20 protein-coding genes and 2 rRNA genes are annotated in these 23,116 nt (G+C 69.6%); 9 read left to right on the top strand and 13 right to left on the bottom strand.

The window, feature by feature from the left end:
* The first annotated feature begins 109 nt into the window (after positions 1–109).
* The 3 genes from GQS52_RS11245 to GQS52_RS11235 all read left to right on the top strand — a co-directional run bounded on the left by GQS52_RS11245 (position 110) and on the right by GQS52_RS11235 (position 4,175).
* Positions 110–3,225: ribosomal RNA gene (locus GQS52_RS11245) — 23S ribosomal RNA — on the top strand.
* A gap of 92 nt (positions 3,226–3,317) precedes the next feature.
* Positions 3,318–3,434, top strand: a 5S ribosomal RNA gene (gene rrf, locus GQS52_RS11240).
* 186 nt (positions 3,435–3,620) lie between these two features.
* The gene (locus tag GQS52_RS11235; RefSeq protein WP_182313264.1) at positions 3,621–4,175 is read left to right on the top strand and encodes a GNAT family N-acetyltransferase; all 555 of its coding nucleotides are present in this window, start codon (positions 3,621–3,623) and stop codon (positions 4,173–4,175) included.
* A gap of 52 nt (positions 4,176–4,227) precedes the next feature.
* Here the strand turns inward: GQS52_RS11235 and GQS52_RS11230 are convergent, their stop codons facing one another.
* The 6 genes from GQS52_RS11230 to GQS52_RS11205 all read right to left on the bottom strand — a co-directional run bounded on the left by GQS52_RS11230 (position 4,228) and on the right by GQS52_RS11205 (position 11,529).
* The gene (locus GQS52_RS11230; protein ID WP_259370712.1) at positions 4,228–5,940 is read right to left on the bottom strand and encodes a TraM recognition domain-containing protein; all 1,713 of its coding nucleotides are present in this window, start codon (positions 5,938–5,940) and stop codon (positions 4,228–4,230) included.
* 2 nt (positions 5,941–5,942) lie between these two features.
* Entirely contained in the window at positions 5,943–7,334 is a 1,392-nt protein-coding gene (locus GQS52_RS11225; RefSeq protein ID WP_259370711.1) for an ATP-binding protein, read from the bottom strand.
* Positions 7,335–7,345: 11 nt separating this feature from the next.
* Positions 7,346–8,872 carry an SCO6880 family protein gene (locus GQS52_RS11220; protein WP_182313263.1) on the bottom strand — a complete coding sequence of 509 codons (1,527 nt, stop codon included), beginning with the start codon at positions 8,870–8,872 and terminating at the stop codon, positions 7,346–7,348.
* Positions 8,869–10,215: a hypothetical protein gene (locus GQS52_RS11215; RefSeq protein ID WP_259370710.1), complete on the bottom strand. Its 1,347-nt coding sequence runs from the start codon at positions 10,213–10,215 to the stop codon at positions 8,869–8,871. The genes GQS52_RS11220 and GQS52_RS11215 overlap by 4 nt, the downstream gene beginning before the upstream one ends.
* Positions 10,216–10,255: 40 nt before the next feature.
* A complete protein-coding gene (locus GQS52_RS11210; RefSeq protein WP_346268234.1) occupies positions 10,256–10,945 on the bottom strand; it encodes a hypothetical protein in 690 nt (229 codons plus the stop codon).
* A gap of 275 nt (positions 10,946–11,220) precedes the next feature.
* Positions 11,221–11,529: a hypothetical protein gene (locus tag GQS52_RS11205; protein WP_182313261.1), complete on the bottom strand. Its 309-nt coding sequence runs from the start codon at positions 11,527–11,529 to the stop codon at positions 11,221–11,223.
* A gap of 252 nt (positions 11,530–11,781) precedes the next feature.
* Here GQS52_RS11205 and GQS52_RS11200 point away from each other — a divergent pair, with 252 nt between their 5' ends.
* The gene (locus GQS52_RS11200) at positions 11,782–12,801 is read left to right on the top strand and encodes a bifunctional lytic transglycosylase/C40 family peptidase (protein WP_182313260.1); all 1,020 of its coding nucleotides are present in this window, start codon (positions 11,782–11,784) and stop codon (positions 12,799–12,801) included.
* A 189-nt stretch (positions 12,802–12,990) separates the two neighbouring features.
* On the top strand, positions 12,991–13,695 hold the full coding sequence (locus tag GQS52_RS11195) for a phosphatase PAP2 family protein (protein WP_182313259.1): 705 nt from the start codon (positions 12,991–12,993) through the stop codon (positions 13,693–13,695).
* Between the two features lie 155 nt (positions 13,696–13,850).
* Here GQS52_RS11195 and GQS52_RS11190 read toward each other — a convergent pair whose 3' ends face one another.
* Together GQS52_RS11190 and GQS52_RS11185 are read right to left on the bottom strand one after the other, a co-directional pair.
* Positions 13,851–14,840: a carbohydrate kinase gene (locus GQS52_RS11190; protein ID WP_182313258.1), complete on the bottom strand. Its 990-nt coding sequence runs from the start codon at positions 14,838–14,840 to the stop codon at positions 13,851–13,853.
* A 25-nt stretch (positions 14,841–14,865) separates the two neighbouring features.
* A complete protein-coding gene (locus tag GQS52_RS11185) occupies positions 14,866–15,024 on the bottom strand; it encodes a hypothetical protein (protein WP_182313257.1) in 159 nt (52 codons plus the stop codon).
* Between the two features lie 132 nt (positions 15,025–15,156).
* Between GQS52_RS11185 and GQS52_RS11180 the strand changes: the two genes are divergently transcribed.
* Together GQS52_RS11180 and GQS52_RS11175 are read left to right on the top strand one after the other, a co-directional pair.
* Entirely contained in the window at positions 15,157–16,026 is an 870-nt protein-coding gene (locus GQS52_RS11180) for a hypothetical protein (RefSeq protein WP_182313256.1), read from the top strand.
* A 229-nt stretch (positions 16,027–16,255) separates the two neighbouring features.
* Positions 16,256–16,447 (top strand): hypothetical protein, encoded by a 192-nt coding sequence (locus GQS52_RS11175; RefSeq protein WP_182316365.1) that lies wholly within the window; start codon positions 16,256–16,258, stop codon positions 16,445–16,447.
* Here GQS52_RS11175 and GQS52_RS11170 read toward each other — a convergent pair.
* Positions 16,434–16,718, bottom strand: a complete 285-nt coding sequence (locus tag GQS52_RS11170) for a metal-sensitive transcriptional regulator (protein WP_182313255.1) — start codon at positions 16,716–16,718, stop codon at positions 16,434–16,436. The two genes, GQS52_RS11175 and GQS52_RS11170, sit on opposite strands and share 14 nt — an antisense overlap.
* A gap of 202 nt (positions 16,719–16,920) precedes the next feature.
* Between GQS52_RS11170 and GQS52_RS11165 the strand changes: the two genes are divergently transcribed.
* Together GQS52_RS11165 and GQS52_RS11160 are read left to right on the top strand one after the other, a co-directional pair.
* Complete coding sequence (locus tag GQS52_RS11165; RefSeq protein ID WP_182313254.1) at positions 16,921–17,544, top strand: DUF47 family protein; 624 nt, start codon at positions 16,921–16,923, stop codon at positions 17,542–17,544.
* Positions 17,545–17,551: 7 nt separating this feature from the next.
* Positions 17,552–18,547, top strand: coding sequence for an inorganic phosphate transporter (locus tag GQS52_RS11160; RefSeq protein WP_182313253.1), 996 nt, complete (start codon positions 17,552–17,554; stop codon positions 18,545–18,547).
* A 132-nt stretch (positions 18,548–18,679) separates the two neighbouring features.
* Here the strand turns inward: GQS52_RS11160 and pstB are convergent, their stop codons facing one another.
* The 4 genes from pstB to pstS all read right to left on the bottom strand — a co-directional run bounded on the left by pstB (position 18,680) and on the right by pstS (position 22,867).
* Positions 18,680–19,456 carry a phosphate ABC transporter ATP-binding protein PstB gene (gene pstB, locus GQS52_RS11155; protein ID WP_182313252.1) on the bottom strand — a complete coding sequence of 259 codons (777 nt, stop codon included), beginning with the start codon at positions 19,454–19,456 and terminating at the stop codon, positions 18,680–18,682.
* Positions 19,457–19,525: 69 nt separating this feature from the next.
* Positions 19,526–20,599: a phosphate ABC transporter permease PstA gene (gene pstA / locus GQS52_RS11150; RefSeq protein ID WP_182313251.1), complete on the bottom strand. Its 1,074-nt coding sequence runs from the start codon at positions 20,597–20,599 to the stop codon at positions 19,526–19,528.
* Entirely contained in the window at positions 20,596–21,636 is a 1,041-nt protein-coding gene (pstC, locus tag GQS52_RS11145; protein ID WP_182313250.1) for a phosphate ABC transporter permease subunit PstC, read from the bottom strand. Before pstC ends, pstA begins: the two co-directional genes overlap by 4 nt.
* A gap of 103 nt (positions 21,637–21,739) precedes the next feature.
* Entirely contained in the window at positions 21,740–22,867 is a 1,128-nt protein-coding gene (pstS, locus tag GQS52_RS11140) for a phosphate ABC transporter substrate-binding protein PstS (RefSeq protein WP_182313249.1), read from the bottom strand.
* Positions 22,868–23,116: the final 249 nt, after the last annotated feature.

The raw sequence follows: 23,116 nt of genomic DNA, 5'->3' as shown, positions 1-23,116 counted from the left end.
GTGCCGGTCCCGGACTGGTGCCAAACCGCCCTGTGAGGGCAGGTGGCCCGTGCATGGTTCGGGTGTCTGGTCGTTGCTTGAGAACTACATAGTGAACGCGAGCATCTGTGGCCAAGTTTTTAAGGGCGCACGGTGGATGCCTTGGCACCAGGAACCGATGAAGGACGTGGGAGGCCGCGATAGGCCCCGGGGAGCTGTCAACCGAGCTGTGATCCGGGGGTGTCCGAATGGGGAAACCCGGCAGTCGTCATGGGCTGTCACCCGCTGCTGAACACATAGGCAGTGTGGAGGGAACGCGGGGAAGTGAAACATCTCAGTACCCGCAGGAAGAGAAAACAACCGTGATTCCGGGAGTAGTGGCGAGCGAAACCGGATGAGGCCAAACCCGTTACGTGTGATACCCGGCAGGGGTTGCGTGGCGGGGGTTGTGGGAGTGTTCTTCAGTCGTCTGCCGGCGGCTGGGAGAGTCAGAAACCGTTGGTGTAGTCGAAGGGCATGCGAAAGGCCCGGCGTAGAGGGTAAGACCCCCGTAGACGAAACATCAGCGGCTCTCTTGAACGCCACCCAAGTAGCACGGGGCCCGAGAAATCCCGTGTGAATCTGGCGGGACCACCCGCTAAGCCTAAATATTCCCTGGTGACCGATAGCGGATAGTACCGTGAGGGAATGGTGAAAAGTACCGCGGGAGCGGAGTGAAATAGTACCTGAAACCGTGTGCCTACAAGCCGTGGGAGCGTCGGGACGAGCTTGCTCGTCCTCGTGACTGCGTGCCTTTTGAAGAATGAGCCTGCGAGTTTGCGGTGTGTTGCGAGGTTAACCCGTGTGGGGAAGCCGTAGCGAAAGCGAGTCCGAACAGGGCGATTGAGTAGCGCGCCCAAGACCCGAAGCGGAGTGATCTAGCCATGGGCAGGTTGAAGCGCGGGTAAGACCGTGTGGAGGACCGAACCCACCAGGGTTGAAAACCTGGGGGATGACCTGTGGTTAGGGGTGAAAGGCCAATCAAACTCCGTGATAGCTGGTTCTCCCCGAAATGCATTTAGGTGCAGCGTCGTGTGTTTCTTGCCGGAGGTAGAGCACTGGATAGGCGATGGGCCCTACCGGGTTACTGACCTTAGCCAAACTCCGAATGCCGGTAAGTGAGAGCGCGGCAGTGAGACTGTGGGGGATAAGCTCCATGGTCGAGAGGGAAACAGCCCAGAGCATCGACTAAGGCCCCTAAGCGTACGCTAAGTGGGAAAGGATGTGGAGTCGCAGAGACAACCAGGAGGTTGGCTTAGAAGCAGCCACCCTTGAAAGAGTGCGTAATAGCTCACTGGTCAAGTGATTCCGCGCCGACAATGTAGCGGGGCTCAAGCGTACCGCCGAAGTCGTGTCATTCACACGAGCAGCCCCAACGGGTGTGTGGATGGGTAGGGGAGCGTCGTGTGCCGGGTGAAGCAGCGCCGGAAGGCAGTTGTGGACGGTTCACGAGTGAGAATGCAGGCATGAGTAGCGATACAAGAGTGGGAAACTCTTGCGCCGATTGACTAAGGGTTCCTGGGTCAAGTTGATCTGCCCAGGGTAAGTCGGGACCTAAGGCGAGGCCGACAGGCGTAGTCGATGGACAACGGGTTGATATTCCCGTACCCGCTTCGAAGCGCCCACGCTGAACCCTCTGATGCTAAGGCCGTGAAGCCGCCGGTGGTCTTCGGACCGCTGGTTGGTGGAGCCGCCGGCCCGAGGGGGTAGTAGGTGAGCGATGGGGTGACGCAGGAAGGTAGTCCAGCCCGGGCGGTGGTTGTCCCGGGGTAAGGGTGTAGGACGCGAGGTAGGCAAATCCGCCTCGCACACAAGTCTGAGACCTGATGCCGAGCCGATTGTGGTGAAGTGGATGATCCTATGCTGTCGAGAAAAGCCTCTAGCGAGCAGCGAAGCGGCCCGTACCCTAAACCGACTCAGGTGGTCAGGTAGAGAATACCGAGGCGTTCGGGTGAACCGTGGTTAAGGAACTCGGCAAAATGCCCCCGTAACTTCGGGAGAAGGGGGGCCACGGCCGGTGACGGGCTTTGCGCCCTGAGCTGGTGGTGGCCGCAGAGACCAGCGAGAAGCGACTGTTTACTAAAAACACAGGTCCGTGCGAAGCCGTAAGGCGATGTATACGGACTGACGCCTGCCCGGTGCTGGAACGTTAAGGGGACCGGTTAGCTCGTCTTCGGACGGGCGAAGCTGAGAACTTAAGCGCCAGTAAACGGCGGTGGTAACTATAACCATCCTAAGGTAGCGAAATTCCTTGTCGGGTAAGTTCCGACCTGCACGAATGGCGTAACGACTTCTCGACTGTCTCAACCACGGGCCCGGTGAAATTGCACTACGAGTAAAGATGCTCGTTTCGCGCAGCAGGACGGAAAGACCCCGGGACCTTCACTACAGCTTGATATTGGTGTTCGGTTCGGCTTGTGTAGGATAGGTGGGAGCCGGTGAAGCATGCACGCCAGTGCGTGTGGAGGCGTCGTTGAAATACCACTCTGGTCGTGCTGGATGTCTAACCTGGGTCCGTGATCCGGATCAGGGACAGTGTCTGGTGGGTAGTTTAACTGGGGCGGTTGCCTCCTAAAGGGTAACGGAGGCGCCCAAAGGTTCCCTCAGCCTGGTTGGCAATCAGGTGTTGAGTGTAAGTGCACAAGGGAGCTTGACTGTGAGACCGACGGGTCGAGCAGGTACGAAAGTAGGGACTAGTGATCCGGCGGTGGCTTGTGGAAGCGCCGTCGCTCAACGGATAAAAGGTACCCCGGGGATAACAGGCTGATCTTCCCCAAGAGTCCATATCGACGGGATGGTTTGGCACCTCGATGTCGGCTCGTCGCATCCTGGGGCTGGAGTCGGTCCCAAGGGTTGGGCTGTTCGCCCATTAAAGCGGTACGCGAGCTGGGTTTAGAACGTCGTGAGACAGTTCGGTCCCTATCCGCTGTGCGCGTAGGAGTCTTGAGAAGGGCTGTCCCTAGTACGAGAGGACCGGGACGGACGAACCTCTGGTGTGCCAGTTGTCCTGCCAAGGGCATGGCTGGTTGGCTACGTTCGGGAGGGATAACCGCTGAAAGCATCTAAGCGGGAAGCCTGCTTCGAGATGAGGGCTCCCACCCCGTGAGGGGGTAAGGCTCCCAGTAGACGACTGGGTTGATAGGCCAGATGTGGAAGCCGGGCAACCGGTGGAGCTGACTGGTACTAATAGGCCGAGGACTTGTCCATAGCTGCTCGCGTTCACTGTGTGGTTCTGAAGTAACGGCCGCCGAGCCCACCCCCGTGCGGGGTTGGTGTTCCGGCCGGCAGCTTCACAGCGTTTCGGTGGTTATAGCGTTAGGGAAACGCCCGGTCACATTCCGAACCCGGAAGCTAAGCCTTTCAGCGCCGATGGTACTGCAGGGGGGACCCTGTGGGAGAGTAGGACACCGCCGAACAAATTTTACGGGCCCGGTCCCGGGAGTCGAGGAATCGACTCCCGGGACCGGGCCCTTTTCTGCGTTGTCCCTGAATCGGGCCGTGATCGGGGCTGGAGCCGACGTCGGCGACCGGGTGCTCCCGGGCCAGGAACTTCACCGGGTTATTCGAATGCCGGAGGAAGGCGTCTGTACCAGACTGGCGCGATGAGGATCGAGATCAGGCAGGTCGAGGCCGGGGACTGGCTGCGCATGAAGGAGCTGAGGCTGCGTGCGTTGGCCGACCCGGTCAGCGAGGTCGCCTTCGGCGAGCTTTACGAGGACGCGGTCGGCTACCCCGACGACGTGTGGCGCGACCGGGTCCACCGGACCCGCACGGGGGAGGTGGCGGCGACCTTCGTCGCCGTCGACGCGGACGGGACCTGGGTCGGAATGGTGACGGGCGTCGTCGAGCCGGTCGGCGAAGAGACGCTGGAGGTGCCGCAGGTCCACCTCGTGGGCATGTACGTCGTGCCGGAGTTCCGGGGCGCGGGAGTGGCCGAGCCGCTGGTCGGCGCCTTCCTGGACTGGGTGTGGGAACGACCGGAGGACGTGCAGAGGGTGCGGTTGTGGGTGCACGGGGAGAACCGGCGGGCGGAGGGCTTCTACCGCCGCCTGGGGTTCGTGCCGGACGGGGGGACCATGCCCTTCAGGTCGGCCCTGGCGCACAGGATGCTGCTGGCCCGTCCGGCTCGGTCCGCACGCCGGAACGGGCATCTGTGACGAGCGGACCCGGGACAGGCCGGAGAGGGTTGTGGGCGGGCCGGAGCAGGCTTCAGGGGTAGGCGAGGCGCAGGTCCGCCGCGGCGGTGACCGCACGGGCGTCGCGGGTCGGCCAGCGGTGGAGCGCCTGCTCCTCGGAGCGGAGAACGGCGAGGACGGGCATGCCCGCTGACGGGCCGACAGCCATCAGTTCGGGCAGCTCGGGCAGCGGCGCGAGTGCCGCGACGTCGTCCAGGAGGCAGAGCATTGGTGGGTCGAGCCGACCGGCGGATGACAGGGCTGCCATGCGCCGGCCGTGCTCGACCACGTTCGAGGCGAGTGCGGTCAGCAGAGGCGTCGCACCCGGATGGGAACGCGGGTTCTCGGCCGTTGCTCCCATCACATAGAGCGTTCCCCGTTCATTGATGAACGATTCCAGGTCGAACGATTCCGATCGTGAAGTCGGTGTGCAGGCGTCGCGGATGTGGAGTTCGGACAGCGGGGACAGGGCGGTGCGGACCAGCCCCAGAGCTGCGGAACGCAGCTTCGGGTGCCCGGCGAGGACGGACGCCGGCTCACCGCTCCATCCGGCGGCCGAGTGGCGCGCGGTGCGCAGGACACGATCGGCCTCGTGAAGGTCCTTTCCCGCCGCCCAGCGGTGGACATGGTGGAACGGGCGCCCGTCCAGGGCCGCGGCGTGCAGCCAGCAGCGGAGCAGGGTGTGGGCGGCGGCGTGGGCCGCGGACTCCTCGGGATGCCGGTCGGTCGCGGGAGTGCGCAGAGGGGCGAGCAGGGCCCGGGCACGGGAGCGGGCGGCCCGGGGGTCCTCGCAGCCGCTGTGCGGGGCCCAGCGCAGACGGGCCGGGGTGTCGAGGAGGTGCAGGGGGTCGAAGACGTGGACCGGGCCGTGCTTGCTGCGGTTGCCGACCGTCTGCCGCCAGAGGTCGGGGTCCGCCGTGGTCACCAGGACCGCACCGGTGGCGTTGAGGAGGGCGGGCTGGAGGATCCGTGCGGACCTGTCGCTCCGGGGCGGGGAGAACAGGCAGCAGCTGCGGGTGAGTTCGGCGGCGGCCAGGAGAGTGACGGGGTCCGCGGCGGCGTGGTTGGGAGAAGCCTGCAGAAGGGCCCCTGGGGTGCGTTCGGGGTCCGGGCGGCTCTCCGTGTCGTACGGGTGGGCTGCGGGGCCGTGGGGCGCCGTTGTGGGCCTTCCGGAGGGTTCCGGGGGCTTCTCCCCGGGGCGTCGCGCCTGCGGGGGGTGTGACGCCCCCTCCGCGTCGGTCCGGGTCCTCGGGGCCGGTGCACCGGCCGGGTCGGCCGGGCCGGCTGCGCGTCGCGCGCGGGCGGCGGCGAGCAGCGCGCGGTGGCGGGAGACCGCCACGGCGACGACCGCCGCGGCCAGGAGCAGCAGCAGGAGCAGAAGCACCAGGGTCACCCAGAACGTGGTGGCGTCCGGCAGCCGGGACGGCTCGGCGCGGTCCCACGCCGCCGGCAGGTCCTGCGGATCGGTGATCAGCCGGCGCACGGCGGAGGGGGTCGCGGTGAAGGTGACGCCCTCGGGCCAGCTTCCGCGGTCGAGCCGGCCGGCGATGCCGGTCGCCAGCCAGGCGACCGTCGTCCCTCCCAGGAGGAGGCCGAGGCCGCCGAGGAGAAGGCCGTCGGGAACGCCTCCGGTGCTGTTCCCGGTGCTGCTCGCGGTACCGCCCCTGCCGGCCGGGTGGTCCCTGCGGGACCCGGCGCCGCGGCGGCCCCTGCCGTCGTTGCCGTGCACGTCGTCGGGGCCGCGCACGTTCAGGCCACCGCGTCGTTGGCCAGCTGCTTCTCCAGGTCCACCTCGGCCTTCGTCCGGGGCGCGGCCGGGCCGACGGGGTCGGGCACGGACGAGTCCTCGGTCATGGCGCGGTCGGTGAAGACCAGGGGCCGCTCGGCCTCGGTGATCAGGTGTTTGACGACCTGCACGTTGCCGTTGACGTCCCACACGGCGATGCCGGGGGTGAGGGTGGGGATGATCTCGACGGCCCACCGGGGCAGGCCCAGCACGCGGCCGGTGGCTCTGGCCTCGTCGGCCTTCTGGGCGTAGATCGTGCGGGTGGAGGCCATCTTGAGGATGGCCGCCGCCTCCTTGGCCGCCGCGCCGTCGACCACGTCCGACAGGTGGTGGACCACGGCGACGAACGACAGGCCCAGGCGGCGTCCGAACTTGAGCAGCCGCTGGAACAGCTGCGCCACGAAGGGGCTGTTGATGATGTGCCAGGCCTCTTCGACCAGGAAGATCCGCTTCTTGCGGTCGGGGCGGATCCAGGTGTGCTCCAGCCACACGCCGACGATCGCCATCAGGATGGGCATGGCGATGGAGTTGCGGTCGATGTGGGAGAGGTCGAAGACGATCAGCGGCGCGTCCAGGTCGATGCCCACGGTGGTCGGGCCGTCGAACATGCCGCGCAGGTCGCCGTCGACGAGGCGGTCGATCACCAGGGCGACGTCCAGCCCCCAGGCGCGGACGTCCTCCAGGTCGACGTTCATCGCCTCGGCGGAGTCCTCGACGGGGTGCCGCAGGCGCTCGACGATGTCGGTGAGCACCGGCTGCCGGTCGGTGACGGACGCGTTGACCTGGGCGTGGGCGACCTTGAGGGCGAAGCCGGCCCGCTCGTCGAGGCCCCGGCCCATGGCCACCTCGATGATGGTGCGCAGCAGCGCCAGCTGCCCGGTGGTGGTGATGGACGGGTCGAGGGGGTTGAGGCGGATCCCGCCGTCGCGGGCGGCCACCGGGTCGAGCCGGACCGGTGTGATGCCCAGGTGCTCGGCGATGAGGTTCCACTCGCCGACGCCGTCCTCGCCCTGAGCGTCGAGCACGACGACCTGGCGGTCGCGGAAGCGCAGTTGCCGCAGGACGTAGGTCTTCTCCAGGGCGGACTTGCCGTTGCCGGACTCGCCCAGTACCAGCCAGTGGGGGGCGGGGAGCTGCTGGCCGTAGAGCTGGAACGGGTCGTAGATGTAGCCCTTGCCGCTGTACACCTCCCGGCCGATGATCACGCCGGAGTCGCCCAGGCCCGGAGCTGCGGTCGGCAGGTAGACCGCCTGGGCCTGGCCGGTGGAGGTGCGCACCGGGAGCCGGGTCGTCTCGACCTTGCCGAACAGGAAGCTCGTGAAGGCCTCGGTGATCATCGTCAGGGGGTCGGGCACGGCGCAGCCTCCTAGCGGCGGATGCCGGTCGCGAACGGCAGCGTGTTGACGAACGCCCTGTGGTGCTCGCGGTCGCACCACTCCAGCTTCAGGTAGCTCTTGCCCGCGGAGGCGCGGATCGTCCGCTTGTCGCGGGCGAGGGCCTCCGGGGAGCGGGCGGACACGGTGATGTACCCGACCAGGTTGACGCCGGCCGCGCCGCTGGCGAGGTCCTCGCCGCGCTGGTCGACGCGGCTGTGGTGGGCGATGTCGCGGGGGTCGACGACGCGGTTCATCTTCGCGGCCCGGCTGGCCTCGGCGTCGTCGTTGGTCTTCTCGGTGAGCATGCGCTCGATGGCGACGTCGGTGGGCTCCAGGTCCATGGCGACGGCCACGGTGCGGATGACGTCCGGGGTGTGGACCAGCAGGGGCGCGAGGAAGTTGACGCCCACGGGGGTCAGCGGCCACTCCTTGATCCAGGCGGTGGCGTGGCACCAGGGGGCGCGGGTGGCCGACTCGCGGGTCTTGGCCTGCAGGTACGTCGGCTCGGTGGCGTCCAGCTCGGCCGGCCAGGCGTTGCGCCGGGTCATCGCCTGGATGTGGTCGATGGGGTGGTCCGGGTCGTACATGGAGTGGATCAGTGACGACAGCCGGGCCTGCCCCAGCGGCTGCCGCACCCGGATGTCTGCCTCGGCCAGGCGGGCGCAGATGTCGGTGAGCTCGCGGGCCATCACGACGGCCAGTCCCTCGTCCTTGCTGTGGCCGGTGGCCCGGGCCATGGCGTTGCCCTCGGCGGCCAGTTCGCGCGTGTAGTGCATGCAGGCGACGAGGTAGGCGCGGTGCTGCTCGGAGGAGGTGGACACCATGGACTGCAGCTGGTCGTAGGAGTCGCGCAGCCAGGCGGGGGCGGAGGAGTCGCCGCGCCGTTCGACGTCCTTGGCGTGGGCGTCGGGGTCGGCGGGCAGGGTGCGGGCGAGCATCTGCAGGCGGGTGACGAAGCCGTCGCCGTTGGCGACGTGCTTGAGCAGGGTGCCGAACCGCTCGACCAAGGCCTCCTGGTCCTCGGAGTCGCGCAGGCCCACGCCCGGGCCCTCGATCTCGATGGCGGCGGTGACCGTGCGCCGCTCCACGTGCAGCAGCACCGCGATCTCGTCCGGGCCGAAGGGGGCGCTCAGCCAGTTGATCCGGCCGATGCCGGGCGGGGAGCCGATCTCGACCTCGCGCCCGTCCAGGCGGGTGCCCGCCTCGACCGCGTCCGACCGGTACGCGGCGCCGCGGCGCACAGTGCGCTTGTAGGAACGGTTGATCTCGAACCACCGGTAGAAGGTGCGGTGCTTGTAGGGCATGTAGACGACGGCCAGGCCGACCAGCGGGAAGCCGACCAGCCCGGCGATGCGCAGCGGCAGCAGCGGCACGAGCAGCCCGCACATCATGCCGACGAAGGCGCAGGCGACGATCACGGCGATCTCGCCGGTCTCGCGGTTCTTGCCGATGATGGCGTTGGGGCGTGCCTTGCCGATGAGGTAGGTGCGCCGCTGGCTGATCGGCTGTGTCGTCACGGCCGGTCACCTCCGGGAGTGGTACCGGACGCGCCGGGCGTTCCGGGGGTGCGGGACGCGCCGGGCGCGCGGGGGGCCGGCGCGGGCACGGGGCCGCCGCCCGCCCCGGAACGGCTGCTGTGCGCGGCGATCCCGGAGGAGACGGGGTTGGCGGACTGGCCGCCGCTGGCGCCCTGGGCGCCAGCGGCGCCGCCGCCGCGGGCGCTGTGGGTGTTGATGCCCTGCTTGACGAGGGCGGCGGGGCTGCTGATGACGGCGGCCGCGGAACCGGCGCCGCCCGCGCCGGCGTTCTTGCGGCTGCTGCGCATGGCGGCGATGTCGTCGCCGAAGCCGGGCACGAAGCGGTAGATCATGAAGCTCGCGAAGATGGCGAGCAGGATGATCGCGAGGCCGGAGACGACGGCGGAGAAGGAGTTCGGGCCCTCCTCGGAGGCCGCCAGCGCACCGGCCAGGCCGAGCACGATCACGATCACCGGCTTGACCATGATGATGGCGATCATGATGCCCGCCCAGCGGCGGACGTGGTGCCACAGGTTCTTGTCCACCAGGCCCGAGTAGACGACCACGCCGAGCAGCGCGCCGACGTAGAGCAGGGCGGCGCGGATGAACAGCTCGAGGAAGAGCACGCCCGCGGCGACGATGGACACCAGTGAGACGACGATCAGCATGATCGGCCCGCCGCCGATGTCGCTGTCCTGCGACAGCGCCTCGACGAAGGAGCCGAAGAACATGTCCGTGTCGTCCCTGGTGCCCATGGCGATCACCTCGGTGATCGCATCGGTCGCCGAGACCAGGGTGTAGAGGACCAGGGGCGTGAAGGCGGACGCCAGGACCGCCAGCCACAGGAACCCGACGGCCTCGCTGATCGCCTCGGTCAGCGGGATGCCGCGGACGGCCCGCTTGGCGACCGCGAAGAGCCACAGGACCAGGGTCAGGAAGGTCGTGGCGGCGAAGACGACGCCGTACTGCGCGCGGAACGCCGGGTTGGTGAAGTCGACCTGGGTGGTGGACTCGACGGCGCTGCTGAGCTGCTTGACCACCCAGGCCGCGGCGTCGGCGCAGGCGCGGGCGAGGGAGTCGAGCGGGTCCGCGACGCCGGGCAGGTTCGTGGTGCTGCCGCCCCCGCCGCTCCCCCCGGTGACGTCCCCCTCGCAGTAGTCCTTGGCCGGACCGATGAGGAGGTCGCAGGGATTGTTGCTCGCCTCTGAGCTCGGTGCACCGGACGGGCTCGGGGAGCCGGACGGAATCGGTGATTCGGTTGCCGCAGGGGATTCGGAGGGGGCGGGATCGGCTGCAGCAGAGGTCGGAAGAGCCCACGCAAGCAGGTGGACGGCTCCGAGCATGCTGCCGAGGATGCTTGCGCGCCTCCGCTGAGGACGGGGACTACCGTGCATAGGTGAAGCCTCCGTACCCCTCAACGGCCTCGGTGATCTCCTTTGCGCCGGCCGCAGGAACATCGCCCTGCACCGGAGCCGGCCCGTCCCTTTGGCCATCGCGAACGATCTTCCAGTCGGAATTGGTCCACGCCAGGTCAAAGGTCCAGGTTTTCCATGCGGACCGCACCGGGTCGGTGGATCCGGTCCCTGCCATGCCGATCAGCGCCGTGTACCACACAGACACTTTCGCGGTGTCTTTGGCGAAGCTTTCGACCTTTGTTCCGATTGGAATCGCGCGGGAGACAAAGGTCTTGTCCTCGGGCGGGGCGCCGTTCTCGTCAAGTCCGAGGCTGGCCAAGAAGTCCGCCGAATAGGCTCTGTCCTGAGGCTTCTTCAGCTTGTCCGCGGCGTCGGGGGTGTAGACGGCGTCCACGATGCGGTGGCGGTCCTCGGTGCGGAACATGCCGTCGGAGCCGAGTGCCACGGCGTAGTTGGCGGCGGCGGACTGGGCGCCCTGTTCGGTGCGGGCGAAGCCGGAGGCGATGCCGGCGTTCTTGCCGGTGACCGGTTCGACGCCGGTGGGCGCGGTGGGGTCGGCCTGCCCGGTCCGGCGGCCTTCGGCGGGGCCGTCGTTCGTGCCTCCGCCGCCCGAGCCGCGGTTGGCGAACGCGATGGCGGCGACGAGCAGCACGACCACGGCCGCCACGGTGACCATCGACCGGGGTGAGCGTCGTCCCGTTCCGCCGCCGGCCGGGCCCGTGGCTCTGGTCTCCGGAAGCCTGGTCCTGGTCGGTGGGCCGTCGTTCTCGGTGAAGCTCACGGATTCATCGCCCCCTCGGACATGACGCGGCGGCACGCCGCGTGCGCGGCGTGCCGGTGGGTCGGCTCCGTGGCGGGACCGGCACGGACGTTTGGGTGGGCATCAGTAACGCTGCCTCGGTCGGAAGGGGACAGGCGCTCGCGCCGGCGACGCTAGACGGCCATTCCGTAGACGATGGTGAACAGGGTCCCCAGCGACCCGATGATGAACACGCCGGTGAGGCCGGCGATGATCAGCCCCTTGCCCTGTTCGGCGCTGAAGGTGTCGCGGAGCGCCGTCGCCCCGATCCGCTGCTTGGCCGCGCCCCAGATCGCGATGCCCAGGCACAGCAGGATGGCGACCGCCATCACCACCTCGACCATCACGCGGGCCTCGGTGCCGAGGGATCCGAAGGGACCCCAGTCGGGCGCGATGCCGCCGATGATGGTGTCGATGTCGCCCTTCTCGGCTGCCAGGAACATGTAACTCACCACCCTGCTCGGTCACTTGGTGCCCCCGTCGGGGCGTGAGAAACCATCATCCATCTTCGCCGACGTACCCGCATCCAGATGTCGACTTAGCGATTTTCTCGACGGTTCTCTCACGCGATCCCCACCGCGGAGCACCCTTCGGGGCCCACAATGGTGCGTGCTCGTGTTCGGACAGGGCGACGGCTTACTCTGTGTATCACGCGTGGTTGCGCTGAGCAATGATCGGGATTGGGGGCGACGGTGATGGCTCGTAAGGTCTGGCTCTCCCTCAGTCTCGGTACCGCCGCGATGTTCTGCTTCGTCGTGCTGCTGGTGGTGGGCGTGTACGCGGCCGCCGCCGGCCTGGTGGGCGCGAGCGGCTCGGTCGGGCTCGCCAAGGGCTCCGTGCCGGCCGCCTACCAGCACCTGGTGCAGAAGTGGGGGAACCTCTGCCCGGCGATCAACCCGGCGCTGCTGGCCGCCCAGCTGTACCAGGAGAGCGGCTGGAACCCCAAGGCGCAGAGCCATGCCGCCGCGCAGGGCATCGCGCAGTTCATCCCGGGCACCTGGGCCACGCACGGCATCGACGGCGACGGCGACGGCGACCGCGACGTGTGGGACCCGGCCGACGCGATCCCGTCCGCCGCCTCCTACGACTGCGAGCTCGCCGGGTACGTCAAGAAGGTGCCCGGGGACACCACGGACAACATGCTCGCCGCCTACAACGCGGGCGCCTACCGGGTCATCCAGTACGGCGGCGTCCCGCCGTACACCGAGACCCGCAACTACGTGAAGACCATCCGCACGCTCGAGAAGAGCTTCGCCGCCCCGGTGACGACGGTGGAGCCCTCCCGGCAGGCGGCGGGCGCCATCTACTACGCCCAGGACAAGCTCGGCACCCCCTACCTGTGGGGCGGCAACGGGACCCCCGAGCACGGGGGCCGGTTCGACTGCTCGGGCCTGACCAAGGCCGCGTACGCCTCCGTGGGCATCGAACTGCCCCGGGTGGCCAACGACCAGTGGAACGCCGGACCGCACCCCGCGCGCGACGAACTGCTCCCGGGCGACCTGGTCTTCTTCGCCACCGACTTGAGCGATCCACGCAGCATCGATCACGTGGGCATCTACGTCGGGGGCGGCTATATGATCGACGCTCCCCGCACGGGTGCGGTGATCCGCTTCGACAAGATCGACACCCCGAAGTACTTCGGCGCGACCCGGGTCACGAGCGACGGTGCCGCGGCTCTGCCGAACGGCACCGGTGACCGTTCCGTGGGGTCCTGAGACAGATGTGACGCCGTGTCGGCGCGGTTCCCGCGACGCGGGCGCGACGGCGCGTTCACCGCGCATGATCACCCTTGGGTAACTTCCTGGTGATCATCCGGTGAACGGCGGAACGCTCCCGGGGTGGGCGGGCGTTCACGCACGGGGCGGAACCGCGGCCGTTCCACGGCACAAGGAGAAGGGCAGTGCATGGCTGAGCTCGCATTCGACGGGGCCGACCCGGACGTCAGCCTGCTCTACGACATCAACGGCCTTGCCAAGGCGGCCCCGGACTGGGCCGACCGGACGGTCGAGTACGTCGGCGAGTACGGCTGCATGGCCGTGATCGTGCTGCTGGGCGTCATCTGCTGGTGGCGCGCACGGAGCAGGCCGGACGCGCCGGCGGCCGTGGCCGGCGTGGTCTGGGCGCCCCTGGCCGCCGCCGTGGCCCTGCTGATCAACGTCCCGATCCGCGGACTGGTGGAGCGGCCCAGGCCGTTCCTCTCCCACGACGGGCTCGAGGTGCTGGTGGCGGGGAAGACCGACTTCTCCTTCGTCAGCGACCACTCGACGATGGGCGCGGCCGTCGCGGTCGGGCTGTTCCTGGTCAACCGCAGGCTCGGGCTGGTCGCCATGGTGCTGGCGTTCTTCCAGGGCGTGGCCCGGGTCTACATGGGCGTGCACTACCCGACCGACGTCGTCGGCGGGTTCGCGCTGGGAACGGCCACCGCGCTGCTGCTCGCGCCGCTGGCCCAGATGCTGCTGGTCCCGCTGACCACCGCGGTGTCCAGGTCGGGTTCGCGGGTGCTGCGGGGCGTGGTCGTCGCCGAGCGGCGCGCGCCGCGGGCCGGGGCGCGGCCGGACGCCCGGGACGCCCAGGACGCCGGGGACCGCCGGGCGGACCTGGCGGCTTGAGGATCTGAAGGCCCGAGGGGCCGTCCGGGACCCGTTGCGGGCCTCGGGCGGCCCCTCGGCGTTTCCGGGAGGCGGACCGTGGAACGCCGGGTCGGGAGAACGCCGGGCAGAGGGGGCGCCGGACCGGTGGGGCGCCGGGGCGGGCGGCCGCCGGGTCAGGGGGTTTCGTCGCGGGGGAGGAGGCGGTCCAGCTCCTCCGCCCGCGGCGGGTCCGCGCCGGGGCGGGAGCAGGTGACGGCGGCGGCGCGGGCGGCGAACCGCAGGATCTCCTGCCAGTCGCCGGTGCCGAGCCCCTCCAGGGCCGTTCGCGAGAGGAGCGACTCCTCGGCCAGCCGGTGCAGCAGTGCGGCGTGGACGGTGTCGCCCGCCCCGATGGTGTCGGCCACCGGGCCGGGGGCGGCGGGGACGTCGACGCTCCTGCCCGAGGAGGTGGCCACCGAGAGCCCCCGGGCGCCGCGGGTGAGGACGACGGCGGCCGGGCCGCGGTCCAGCCACTGCCGGGCAGCCCGGTCGGCCGGTGCGTCGGGGGAGAGCCACCGGGCGTCGTCCTCGGAGAGCTTGAGCAGGCCGGTGTGCGGCAGCCAGCCGGTGAAGCGCCTGCGGCAGGCGTCCGGGTCGTCGACGAGGGCGGGGCGGACGTTGGGGTCGAGGGCGGTGAGCACTCCCCGCGCGGCTTCCCTGCGCAGTACCGCCTCGTAGGCGCTCGCGCCGGGCTCGAGGACCAGGGAGAGGGTTCCCAGGGAGAGGGCGCGGGTGTCGTCCGGCAGGGGACCGGGGTCGCCGAACAGCCGGTCGGCGGTGCCCTGCACGTAGAACGTGTAGTCGGCGGAGCCGTGTGCGTCGACCGAGGCGAGGGCGAGGGTGGTCGGTTCGTCGCCGCGCTGCACCAGGTGGGTGCGGACGCCGGCGGCGGCGAGCCGGTCCAGCAGGACCCGGCCGAAGGGGTCCCGCGAGACGCGGGAGAGGAAAGAGACCGGCGAACCCAGCCGCCCCAGGGCCACCGCGACGTTGTACGGGCCCCCGCCCGGCCGCGGCTGCAGCGGGGACAGCGGCGTACCGCCCGGGGCCGTGCCGGGGCGGCCCGGCGGTCCGGCGGGCCGCTGGGGCACGAGGTCGACGAGCGCCTCGCCGGCCACCACGATCAATGCTGCGTCCTTCCGGCGGGCCCGGTCAGCGGGCGTGCTCCTCGGCGTCCTTGCGTGCCTTGTCCCGCGCCCGCCGGGCCGGTCCCCGCCAGCCGCAGTCGCAGGTGGCGAAGCAGAACGATCCCCGTTCGACCGTGGAGGTGCGGTGGGTGACGGGCCGGCAGTCCTCGTGGAGGTTGAGCACGCAGCCACGGTAGCGGCAAGCGGGGCTCGGGGCGGCGCCCCGGGCCCCGCGTGGGCCCCGCGTGACTCCGCAGTCACCGGCTCGTTGTCGGAGAGGAGCTTCATCTGTCGGAATCCGGGAGGGCGACGGACGATGGTGGGCAGGACCGGGAGGGCAGCCGCTGCCGCGGTCTCGGGGGCCGCCGCGGCCGCCGTGCTGCTCGGCGGGTGCACGGGCGACGCCGACGCGGGCGGTCATTCCTCGGACCGAATCGCCTCCTCCCCGGCGGAGGAGGTGCGCGGGGCCGCGGACGTGCTGGCCCGCTCCGGCACGTCGAGGACCACGACGACGATGTCCATGGACAGCGGTGGGACGAAGATCACCGTCCGCGGCAGCGGGGGCTTCGACTACGCGCGCAGGCGGGGGCGGCTGACGGTCGTCCTGCCCGCGGACGCGTCCGGCGAGCGGGTCCGCAAGCCGCTCGGGGAGCTGATCGTCCCGGGCTGGCTGTACATGAAGAACCGCGGCGCCGGGGTGCCCGAGGGCAAGTGGGTCCGGGTGGACACCGCGACCCTGCCGGACGGGAACCTGGTGACCGGCGGGGCGACCGACCCGGTCACCGCCGCCGACCTGCTGCGGGGGGCGCGGGAGGTGGAACTGGTGGGTGCCACGACCGTGGGCGGGGTGCGGGTCCGGCACTTCCGGGGGGTGAGCGACATCGCGCGGGCCGCCGGAGCGGTGCCGGAGGCGGCGGCGAAGCCGCTGCGGGCGGCGGCCAGGGGTTTCACCGGGGGCCGGGTGCCCTTCGACGCCTACCTGGACGACCGGGGGCGGCTGCGCAGGATCGAGCAGGTCTTCACCTTCACCGGGGCGGCCGGCGCGGGCGCGGGGCGGCGGGCGGAGTCCCGTGTCGTGGTGCGCTCCGTGACCGAGCTGCACGACTTCGGTGCGCGGGTCGTCGTCGAGCTTCCGGACGCGGCGGACGTCTACCACGGGAAGGTCGTCTCCCCCGCGGTTCCGTGACGGCGCCCGGGGCGCCCCGGGCCCCCGGGCCGCCCCGGGCCGGGCGCCCCGCCCCGGCGCCCCGGTCCTCTCCGGGGGCGCACGGGTGCACGGGGGCGCGTCCCGCGGACCGGGGACTTCCGGGGGGCTCCGGAATGGCCCGCTCAAATGGCCCGTCCGTGTCATGCGCGGAGCGTGCGCCCGTCCCTAGTCTTGGGGCCGGCGCTCGGGGCTCGAGAACGAGGAGGTGGTGCACGTGGCGCCGTCGCGCGGAACGGGAGTGCAGGACCACGTGGCCCTCGCCGAGATCGACATGTGCGGCGACCTGATCATCGCCGCGTCGACCGCGCGGGAGGAGCGGCTCAGCCCCGACCGCATCGACGAGGTGCTCCGGGTCGGCCGGGGGGACGACGGGGCGGCGGAGTTCGTCAGGTCCGCATGAGCCGGGCGATGGCGGCGGTGGCCTCGGCCACCTTGGCGTCCGCCTCGGGGCCGCCGGCGGCGGCCGCGTGGGCCACGCAGTGCCGCAGGTGCTCCTCCAGCAGCCGGAGGGCGAAGGACTGCAGCGCCTTGGTCCCCGCGGACACCTGGGTGAGGATGTCGATGCAGTAGACGTCCTCCTCCACCATCCGCTGCAGACCCCGCACCTGCCCCTCGATGCGGCGCAGCCGCTTGAGGTGCTGCTCCTTCTCCTTGGTGTAGCCGTGTTCCATGGCCGCCCTCCCGTTCTCCCCTTGAAGAATACCCTGGCGGGGTATTGGACCCGTTTCCGCGCGAATTCTTCCGGTAGCACTGTGCGTGCACCCGATTGCCCACGGGTACACCGTGTACGTCTTGGGCACCCGGATTGCTCACCCGACGTTCATTGCGCCTAGCATCAACGAGTCCGAATCCGCAGCACCCCGGAGACTTCACGTGCGTTTTCGTCTGACCCCCAGGGAGACGAGCTTCTACGACATGTTCGCCGCCTCCGCGGACAACATCGTCACAGGTTCGAAGCTCCTGATGGAACTGCTCGGCGCAGACACATCCGCGCGTTCCGAGATCGCCGACCGGATGAGAGCCGCCGAGCACGCGGGCGACGACGCCACCCACGCCATCTTCCACCAGCTGAACTCCTCCTTCATCACGCCCTTCGACCGCGAGGACATCTACTCCCTGGCCTCCTCGCTGGACGACGTGATGGACTTCATGGAGGAGGCCGTCGACCTGGTCGTCCTGTACCAGATCGAGGAGCTCCCGAAGGGCATCGACCAGCAGATCGAGGTCCTCGCGCGGGCCGCCGAGCTGACGGCCGAGGCGATGCCCAACCTGCGCACGATGTCGAACCTGACCGAGTACTGGATCGAGGTCAACCGCCTGGAGAACCAGGCCGACCAGATCCACCGCAAACTGCTCGCGCACCTTTTCAACAACGGCAAGTACGACGCCATAGAGGTGCTCAAGCTCAAGCAGGTCGTGGACGTCCTCGAAGAGGCGGCGGACGCGTTCGAGCACGTGGCGAACACGGTGGAGACCATCGCGGTCAAGGAGTCCTGATCCTGTCGTGGACACCTTCGCACTCCTCGTGACCGTCGGGGTCGCGTTCTTCTTCACCTACACCAACGGATTCCACGACTCCGCCAACGCCATCGCCACCTCGGTGTCGACGCGGGCGCTCACCCCGCGCGCCGCGCTGCTGATGGCCGCGGTGATGAACCTCGCGGGCGCCTTCCTCGGCAGCGGGGTCGCGAAGACGGTCAGCGAGGGCCTGATCGCCACCCCGGTCGGCGACCGGGGCATGCTCATCCTGTTCGCGGCGCTGGTCGGCGCGATCACCTGGAACATGATCACCTGGTACTTCGGCCTGCCGTCGTCCTCCTCCCACGCGCTCTTCGGCGGGATGGTCGGTGCGGCGCTGGCCGGCTCCGTCACCGTCTACTGGTCCGGGGTGGTGGGGAAGATCGTCATTCCGATGTTCCTCTCCCCGCTGGTCGGCCTCCTCGTCGGCTACCTGGTGATGCTCGCCATCATGTGGATGTTCCGCAGGGCCAGCCCCAGCAAGGCCAAGAGGAACTTCCGGATAGCCCAGACGGTGTCCGCGGCCGGCATGGCGCTCGGCCACGGGCTCCAGGACGCGCAGAAGACGATGGGCATCGTGGTGATGGCGCTGACCATCGCGGACGTCCAGCAGCACAACGAGATCCCGGTGTGGGTCAAGATCTCCTGCGCCCTGTTCCTGTCGCTGGGCACCTACGCCGGCGGCTGGCGCATCATGCGCACCCTGGGCCGCCGGATCATCGAGCTGGACCCGCCGCAGGGCTTCGCCGCGGAGACCACCGCGGCGTCGATCATGTACACCGCTTCGTTCATGTTCCACGCGCCGATCTCCACCACCCACGTGATCACCTCGGCGATCATGGGCGTGGGGGCCACCAAGCGGGTCTCGGCGGTCCGCTGGGGGGTGGCGAAGAACATCGTCATGGGCTGGTTCATCACCATGCCCGCGGCGGCGCTGGTGGCCGCCCTGTCGTACGCGGTCGGCGTCCTGATCGTCGGCTGACCCGTCCCGGCCCCCTCACCGCGGGGGCCGGGAACGGGACGGGCCCGCCCCTCCTTCGCAGGAGGGGCGGGCCCTGTGCTTTGCGGTGGCACCGCCATGCAGCACCGCAAAGCGGCATCGGGGCGGTCCGGCTCAGCCGAACCGGCCGGAGATGTAGTCCTCGGTGGCCTGGACCGACGGGTTGGAGAAGATCCGCTCGGTCTCGTCGATCTCGATCAGCTTGCCCGGCTGCCCGACGGCTGCCAGGTTGAAGAAGGCGGTGCGGTCGGAGACGCGCGCGGCCTGCTGCATGTTGTGCGTGACGATGACGATCGTGAAGCGTTCCTTGAGCTCGCGGATCAGGTCTTCGATCGCGAGGGTGGAGATCGGGTCGAGCGCCGAGCAGGGCTCGTCCATCAGCAGGACCTGCGGCTCGACCGCGATGGCGCGGGCGATGCACAGGCGCTGCTGCTGGCCGCCGGAGAGGCCGGCGCCGGGCCGGTTCAGGCGGTCCTTGACCTCGTTCCACAGGTTGGCGCCCTTGAGGGACCTCTCGACGATGTCGTCCAGGTCCTTCTTGCGGCTGATGCCGTTGAGCCGCAGGCCGGCCGCGACGTTGTCGTAGATGGACATCGTCGGGAACGGGTTCGGGCGCTGGAAGACCATGCCGATGGTGCGGCGCACGGCCACCGGGTCGACGCCCGGGCCGTAGAGGTTCTCGTCGTCCAGGAGGACCTTGCCCTCGACGCTGGCGCCGGGGATGACCTCGTGCATCCGGTTGAGGGTGCGCAGGAAGGTGGACTTGCCGCAGCCGGACGGGCCGATGAAGGCGGTCACGGAACCGGGCTCGACGGTCATGGAGATGTCGTCGATCGCCTTGTTCTTGCCGTAGAAGGCGCTGAGGCCGCTGACGTCGATGCGCTTGGCCATGGGGGTAACTCTCAATCCATCCGTGAAGTCTGGGGGAGGGCCGGGGGCGGGCCGGAGGGGCCCGGCGGCTCAGTGACCGGCCTTCGGGGCCTTCCAGTGGGCGATGCCGCGGGCGACCAGGTTCAGCAGCATGACGAAGATGATCAGCACCAGTGCCGCCGCCCACGCGCGGTCGTAGGAGGCCGCGTTCCCGTTGACGTACTGCTGGTACACGTACAGCGGCAGCGACGACTGGGCGCCCTCGAACGGATTGTTGTTGATGTACGGGGCACCGTAGACGAGCAGCAGGATCGGCGCGGTCTCACCGGCGATGCGGGCGACCGCGAGCACCAGTCCGGTGGTGATGCCGCCGACGGCGGTGGGCAGGACGACCTTGGTGATCGTGCGCCACTTGGGCACGCCCAGGGCCAGGGACGCCTCGCGCAGCTCGTTGGGGACGAGCTTGAGCATCTCCTCGGTGGAGCGGACCACGACCGGCATCATCAGGATGGCCAGGGACATGGCGCCGGCGAAGCCCGAGTAGTCGAAGCCCAGCATCAGCAGCCAGAAGGACAGGATGAACAGGCCCGCGACGATCGAGGGGATGCCCGTCATGACGTCGACGAAGAAGGTGACGGCCTTGGCGAGGGTGCCCTTGCCGTACTCCACCAGGTAGATCGCGGTCAGCAGGCCGATCGGGGCGGCGATCAGGGTCGCGAGGCCCACCTGCTCCAGGGTGCCGATGATGGCGTGGTAGATGCCGCCGCCGGGCTGGATGTCGAGCAGGCCGGCCATCGAGTGGGTCAGGAAGTACCCGTCGAGGACCTTGGAGCCCTGGCCGACCGTGGTCCAGATCAGGGAGGCCAGCGGCACCACGGCCAGCAGGAAGCACACCCACACCAGGCTGGTGGCGAGCCGGTCCTTGGCCTGCCGGCGGCCCTCGACCGCGGAGGCGAGCGCGAAGCTGACGGCCACGAACAGGAGGGCGGCGATCAGCCCCCACTGGACCTTGCTCTGCAGCCCGAACAGCATGCCCGCGCCCACGGCCGCGGCCACGGAGACGACGGCGATGCCCAGCGGCGCCCAGGAGGGCAGCCGGCGCTGCTTCAGGCCCTCGGGGAGCGGCGCGGCGGTGTCGGCGGGGCGGGTGGTGACGGTGCTCATGCGTTGGCCCCCGAGTACTCCTTGTGGCGCGCGATGATCAGGCGGGCGGCGCCGTTCACCAGCAGCGTGATGACGAAGAGCACCAGGCCGGAGGCGATCAGGGCGTCGCGGCCCATGTCGTTGGCCTCCTTGAAGGCGCTCGCGATGTTCTGCGCGAAGGTGCCGCCGCCGGCGTCGAGCAGGTGCGCCGTCAGCACGGGGGAGGCGGACAGCACGGTGGCGACGGCCATCGTCTCGCCGAGCGCGCGGCCCAGGCCGAGCATCGAGGCGCTGATGATGCCGGAGCGGCCGAAGGGCAGCACCGACATGCGAATGACCTCCCAGCGGGTGGCGCCCAGGGCCAGGGCGGCCTCCTCGTGGGCCCGCGGGACCTGCAGGAACACCTCGCGGGTGACGTTGGTGATGATCGGCAGGATCATGATCGCCAGCAGGATGCCCACGGTGAACAGCGAGCGCGGGGTGGCGGCCGGGTTCGTCTTGTCGAAGATCACCGTCCAGCCCAGGTACTCGTCCAGCCACAGGTTCAGGCCGGTCAGGTGGGGGACGAGGAAGAGCGCGCCCCACAGGCCGTAGATGATGCTGGGCACCGCGGCGAGCAGGTCGATCACGAAGGCGATCGGCTGGGCCAGGCGGCGCGGCGCGTAGTGGGAGACGAACAGCGCGATGCCGACGGCCACGGGAACGGCGATCACCATGGCGATGATCGAGCTGACCACGGTGCCGTAGGCGAGGACCGCGATGCCGAAGACCGGCGGGTTGGCGTTGGCGTTCCACTCGAAGGTGGTGAGGAAGTTGCCCTCGTTCGCCGAGATCGCGACGGTCGCGCGGACGGCGAGGAAGACCGCGATGGCGGCCATGATCACCAGGAGCAGGATGCCGGAGCCCTTGGAGGCCCCGGCGAAGAGGCGGTCGCCCAGCCGGGCCCGGCCGGAGGCGGCGGAGGCGGCGGCCAGCCCGGTCTGCGGGGAGGTGAGGCCGGGCGGGGTGACCAGGTCGGGTGGTGAGGGGGTGTGCTCTGAACGGCTCGGTGTGTCCATGGTTTCTCCGGTCTGACGGGGCCGGCCCTTCGTGCGGGCCGGTCCCTGGCGGCGGTGCACCGGAACGCGCGGCCCCCGTTCGTGGCGGGGGCCGCGCGGTGGGTCAGGAGAGGGAGTCGACGGTCTCGCGGACCTTGACCGCGATCTCCTCGGGCAGCGGGGCGTAGCCCTTGTCGGTGACGGCCTTCTGGCCGGCCTCGCTCGCGGTGTAGGCGAGGAAGGACTTCACGGCGCCCAGGGTCTCGGCGTTGTTGCCCTTGTCGCAGACGATCTCGTAGGTGACCAGGGAGATCGGGTAGGCGCCCTCGGCCTTGGTGTCGTAGGCGAGCTTGAGGGCCAGGCTCTTGCCGGTGCCGACGACCTCGGCCTCGCCGATGGCGGCGGAGGCGTTGGCGGTGGTGGCCTCGACGGGCTTGCCGGAGCCGTTGTCCAGGTCGACGGTGGGGATCTGGTTGGCGTCGGCGTAGGAGAGCTCGAAGTAGCCGATGGCGCCCTCGACCTGCTTGACCTGCGAGGCGACGCCGGAGGAGCCGTCCGCGGACTGGCCGCCCTTGGCCTCCCACGCCTTGGCCGGCTCGTACTTCCAGGCGTCGGGGGCGGCGCCCTTGAGGTACTTGGTGAAGTTGTCGGTGGTGCCGGACTCGTCGGACCGGTGGAAGGCCTGGATCGCGGTGCCGGGCAGCTTGGCGTCGGGGTTGAGCTTCTTGATCGCCGCGTCGTTCCACTTGGTGATCTTGGAGTCGAAGATCTTGGCGATCGTCTCGGCGTCCAGGACGAGGTTCTCGACGCCCGGCAGGTTGTAGCCGATGGCGATGGGGCCGCCGACCATCGGCAGGTCGATGGCCTGGCCGCCCTTGCAGACCTTCTTCGAGGCCTCGACCTCCTCCGGCTTCAGCGCGGAGTCGGAGCCGGCGAAGCCGATCTTGCCCTGCATGAACTGCTCGATGCCCGCGCCGGAGCCGGTGCCCTGGTAGTTGATCTGGACGTCCTTGCAGGCCTGGGAGTAGTTCTGCACCCACAGGTCCATGGCGTTCTTCTGCGCGGTGGAGCCCGCAGCCAGGAGCTGCCCCTTGCCGTCGCACTTGATGTCGCCGGCGCCGGCCTGGGTGGTCTCGCCGCCGCCGCCCGGGGTGTTGTTGTCGGAGCCGCAGGCGGTGAGGGCGAACGCGCTGGTCAGAGCGATGGCGCTGACGGCCAGCGTGCGCAGGCCGCTCTTGTGCTGAAGCTTCACCTTGGGATGTTCCTTCCTGGAGCCCGCCGGTGGGGACGGCGAAGCAGAAGAGGTTTTGTCCTGCATCCACCCGGCGGCGAGGTGCTCACCGGTACGGCCGAAAGTAGGCAGGACAGGTGAAGCGCCCGACGGCCCCGAGTGAACGCGAGGTGAACCTCGCATATCAGTGCGGCGTATCGGTTGCGCGGTGGGCGCGCCGGAGCGGCCCGCGCTGTACACGGACGGCGCTCGACCGGTGACCTGCCGCGA

This window comes from Streptomyces sp. SCUT-3, from assembly GCF_014083985.1.
Classification (GTDB): Bacteria; Actinomycetota; Actinomycetes; order Streptomycetales; family Streptomycetaceae; genus Streptomyces_H; species Streptomyces_H thermolineatus.
The sequence above is the reverse complement of the archived record's forward strand: the minus strand, read 5'-3'. Positions and strand labels throughout refer to the sequence as shown.

Bases quoted from the DNA above. Each gene is read 5' to 3' on its own strand.
- GQS52_RS11200 (WP_182313260.1), top strand. From the start codon at position 11,782: ATGGCTCGTAAGGTCTGGCTCTCCCTCAGTCTCGGTACCGCCGCGATG.
- pstC (WP_182313250.1), bottom strand. From the start codon at position 21,636: ATGGACACACCGAGCCGTTCAGAGCACACCCCCTCACCACCCGACCTG.
- GQS52_RS11195 (WP_182313259.1), top strand. From the start codon at position 12,991: ATGGCTGAGCTCGCATTCGACGGGGCCGACCCGGACGTCAGCCTGCTC.
- GQS52_RS11215 (WP_259370710.1), bottom strand. From the start codon at position 10,215: ATGCTCGGAGCCGTCCACCTGCTTGCGTGGGCTCTTCCGACCTCTGCT.
- GQS52_RS11180 (WP_182313256.1), top strand. From the start codon at position 15,157: ATGGTGGGCAGGACCGGGAGGGCAGCCGCTGCCGCGGTCTCGGGGGCC.
- GQS52_RS11205 (WP_182313261.1), bottom strand. From the start codon at position 11,529: ATGTTCCTGGCAGCCGAGAAGGGCGACATCGACACCATCATCGGCGGC.
- GQS52_RS11170 (WP_182313255.1), bottom strand. From the start codon at position 16,718: ATGGAACACGGCTACACCAAGGAGAAGGAGCAGCACCTCAAGCGGCTG.
- pstB (WP_182313252.1), bottom strand. From the start codon at position 19,456: ATGGCCAAGCGCATCGACGTCAGCGGCCTCAGCGCCTTCTACGGCAAG.
- pstA (WP_182313251.1), bottom strand. From the start codon at position 20,599: ATGAGCACCGTCACCACCCGCCCCGCCGACACCGCCGCGCCGCTCCCC.
- GQS52_RS11235 (WP_182313264.1), top strand. From the start codon at position 3,621: ATGAGGATCGAGATCAGGCAGGTCGAGGCCGGGGACTGGCTGCGCATG.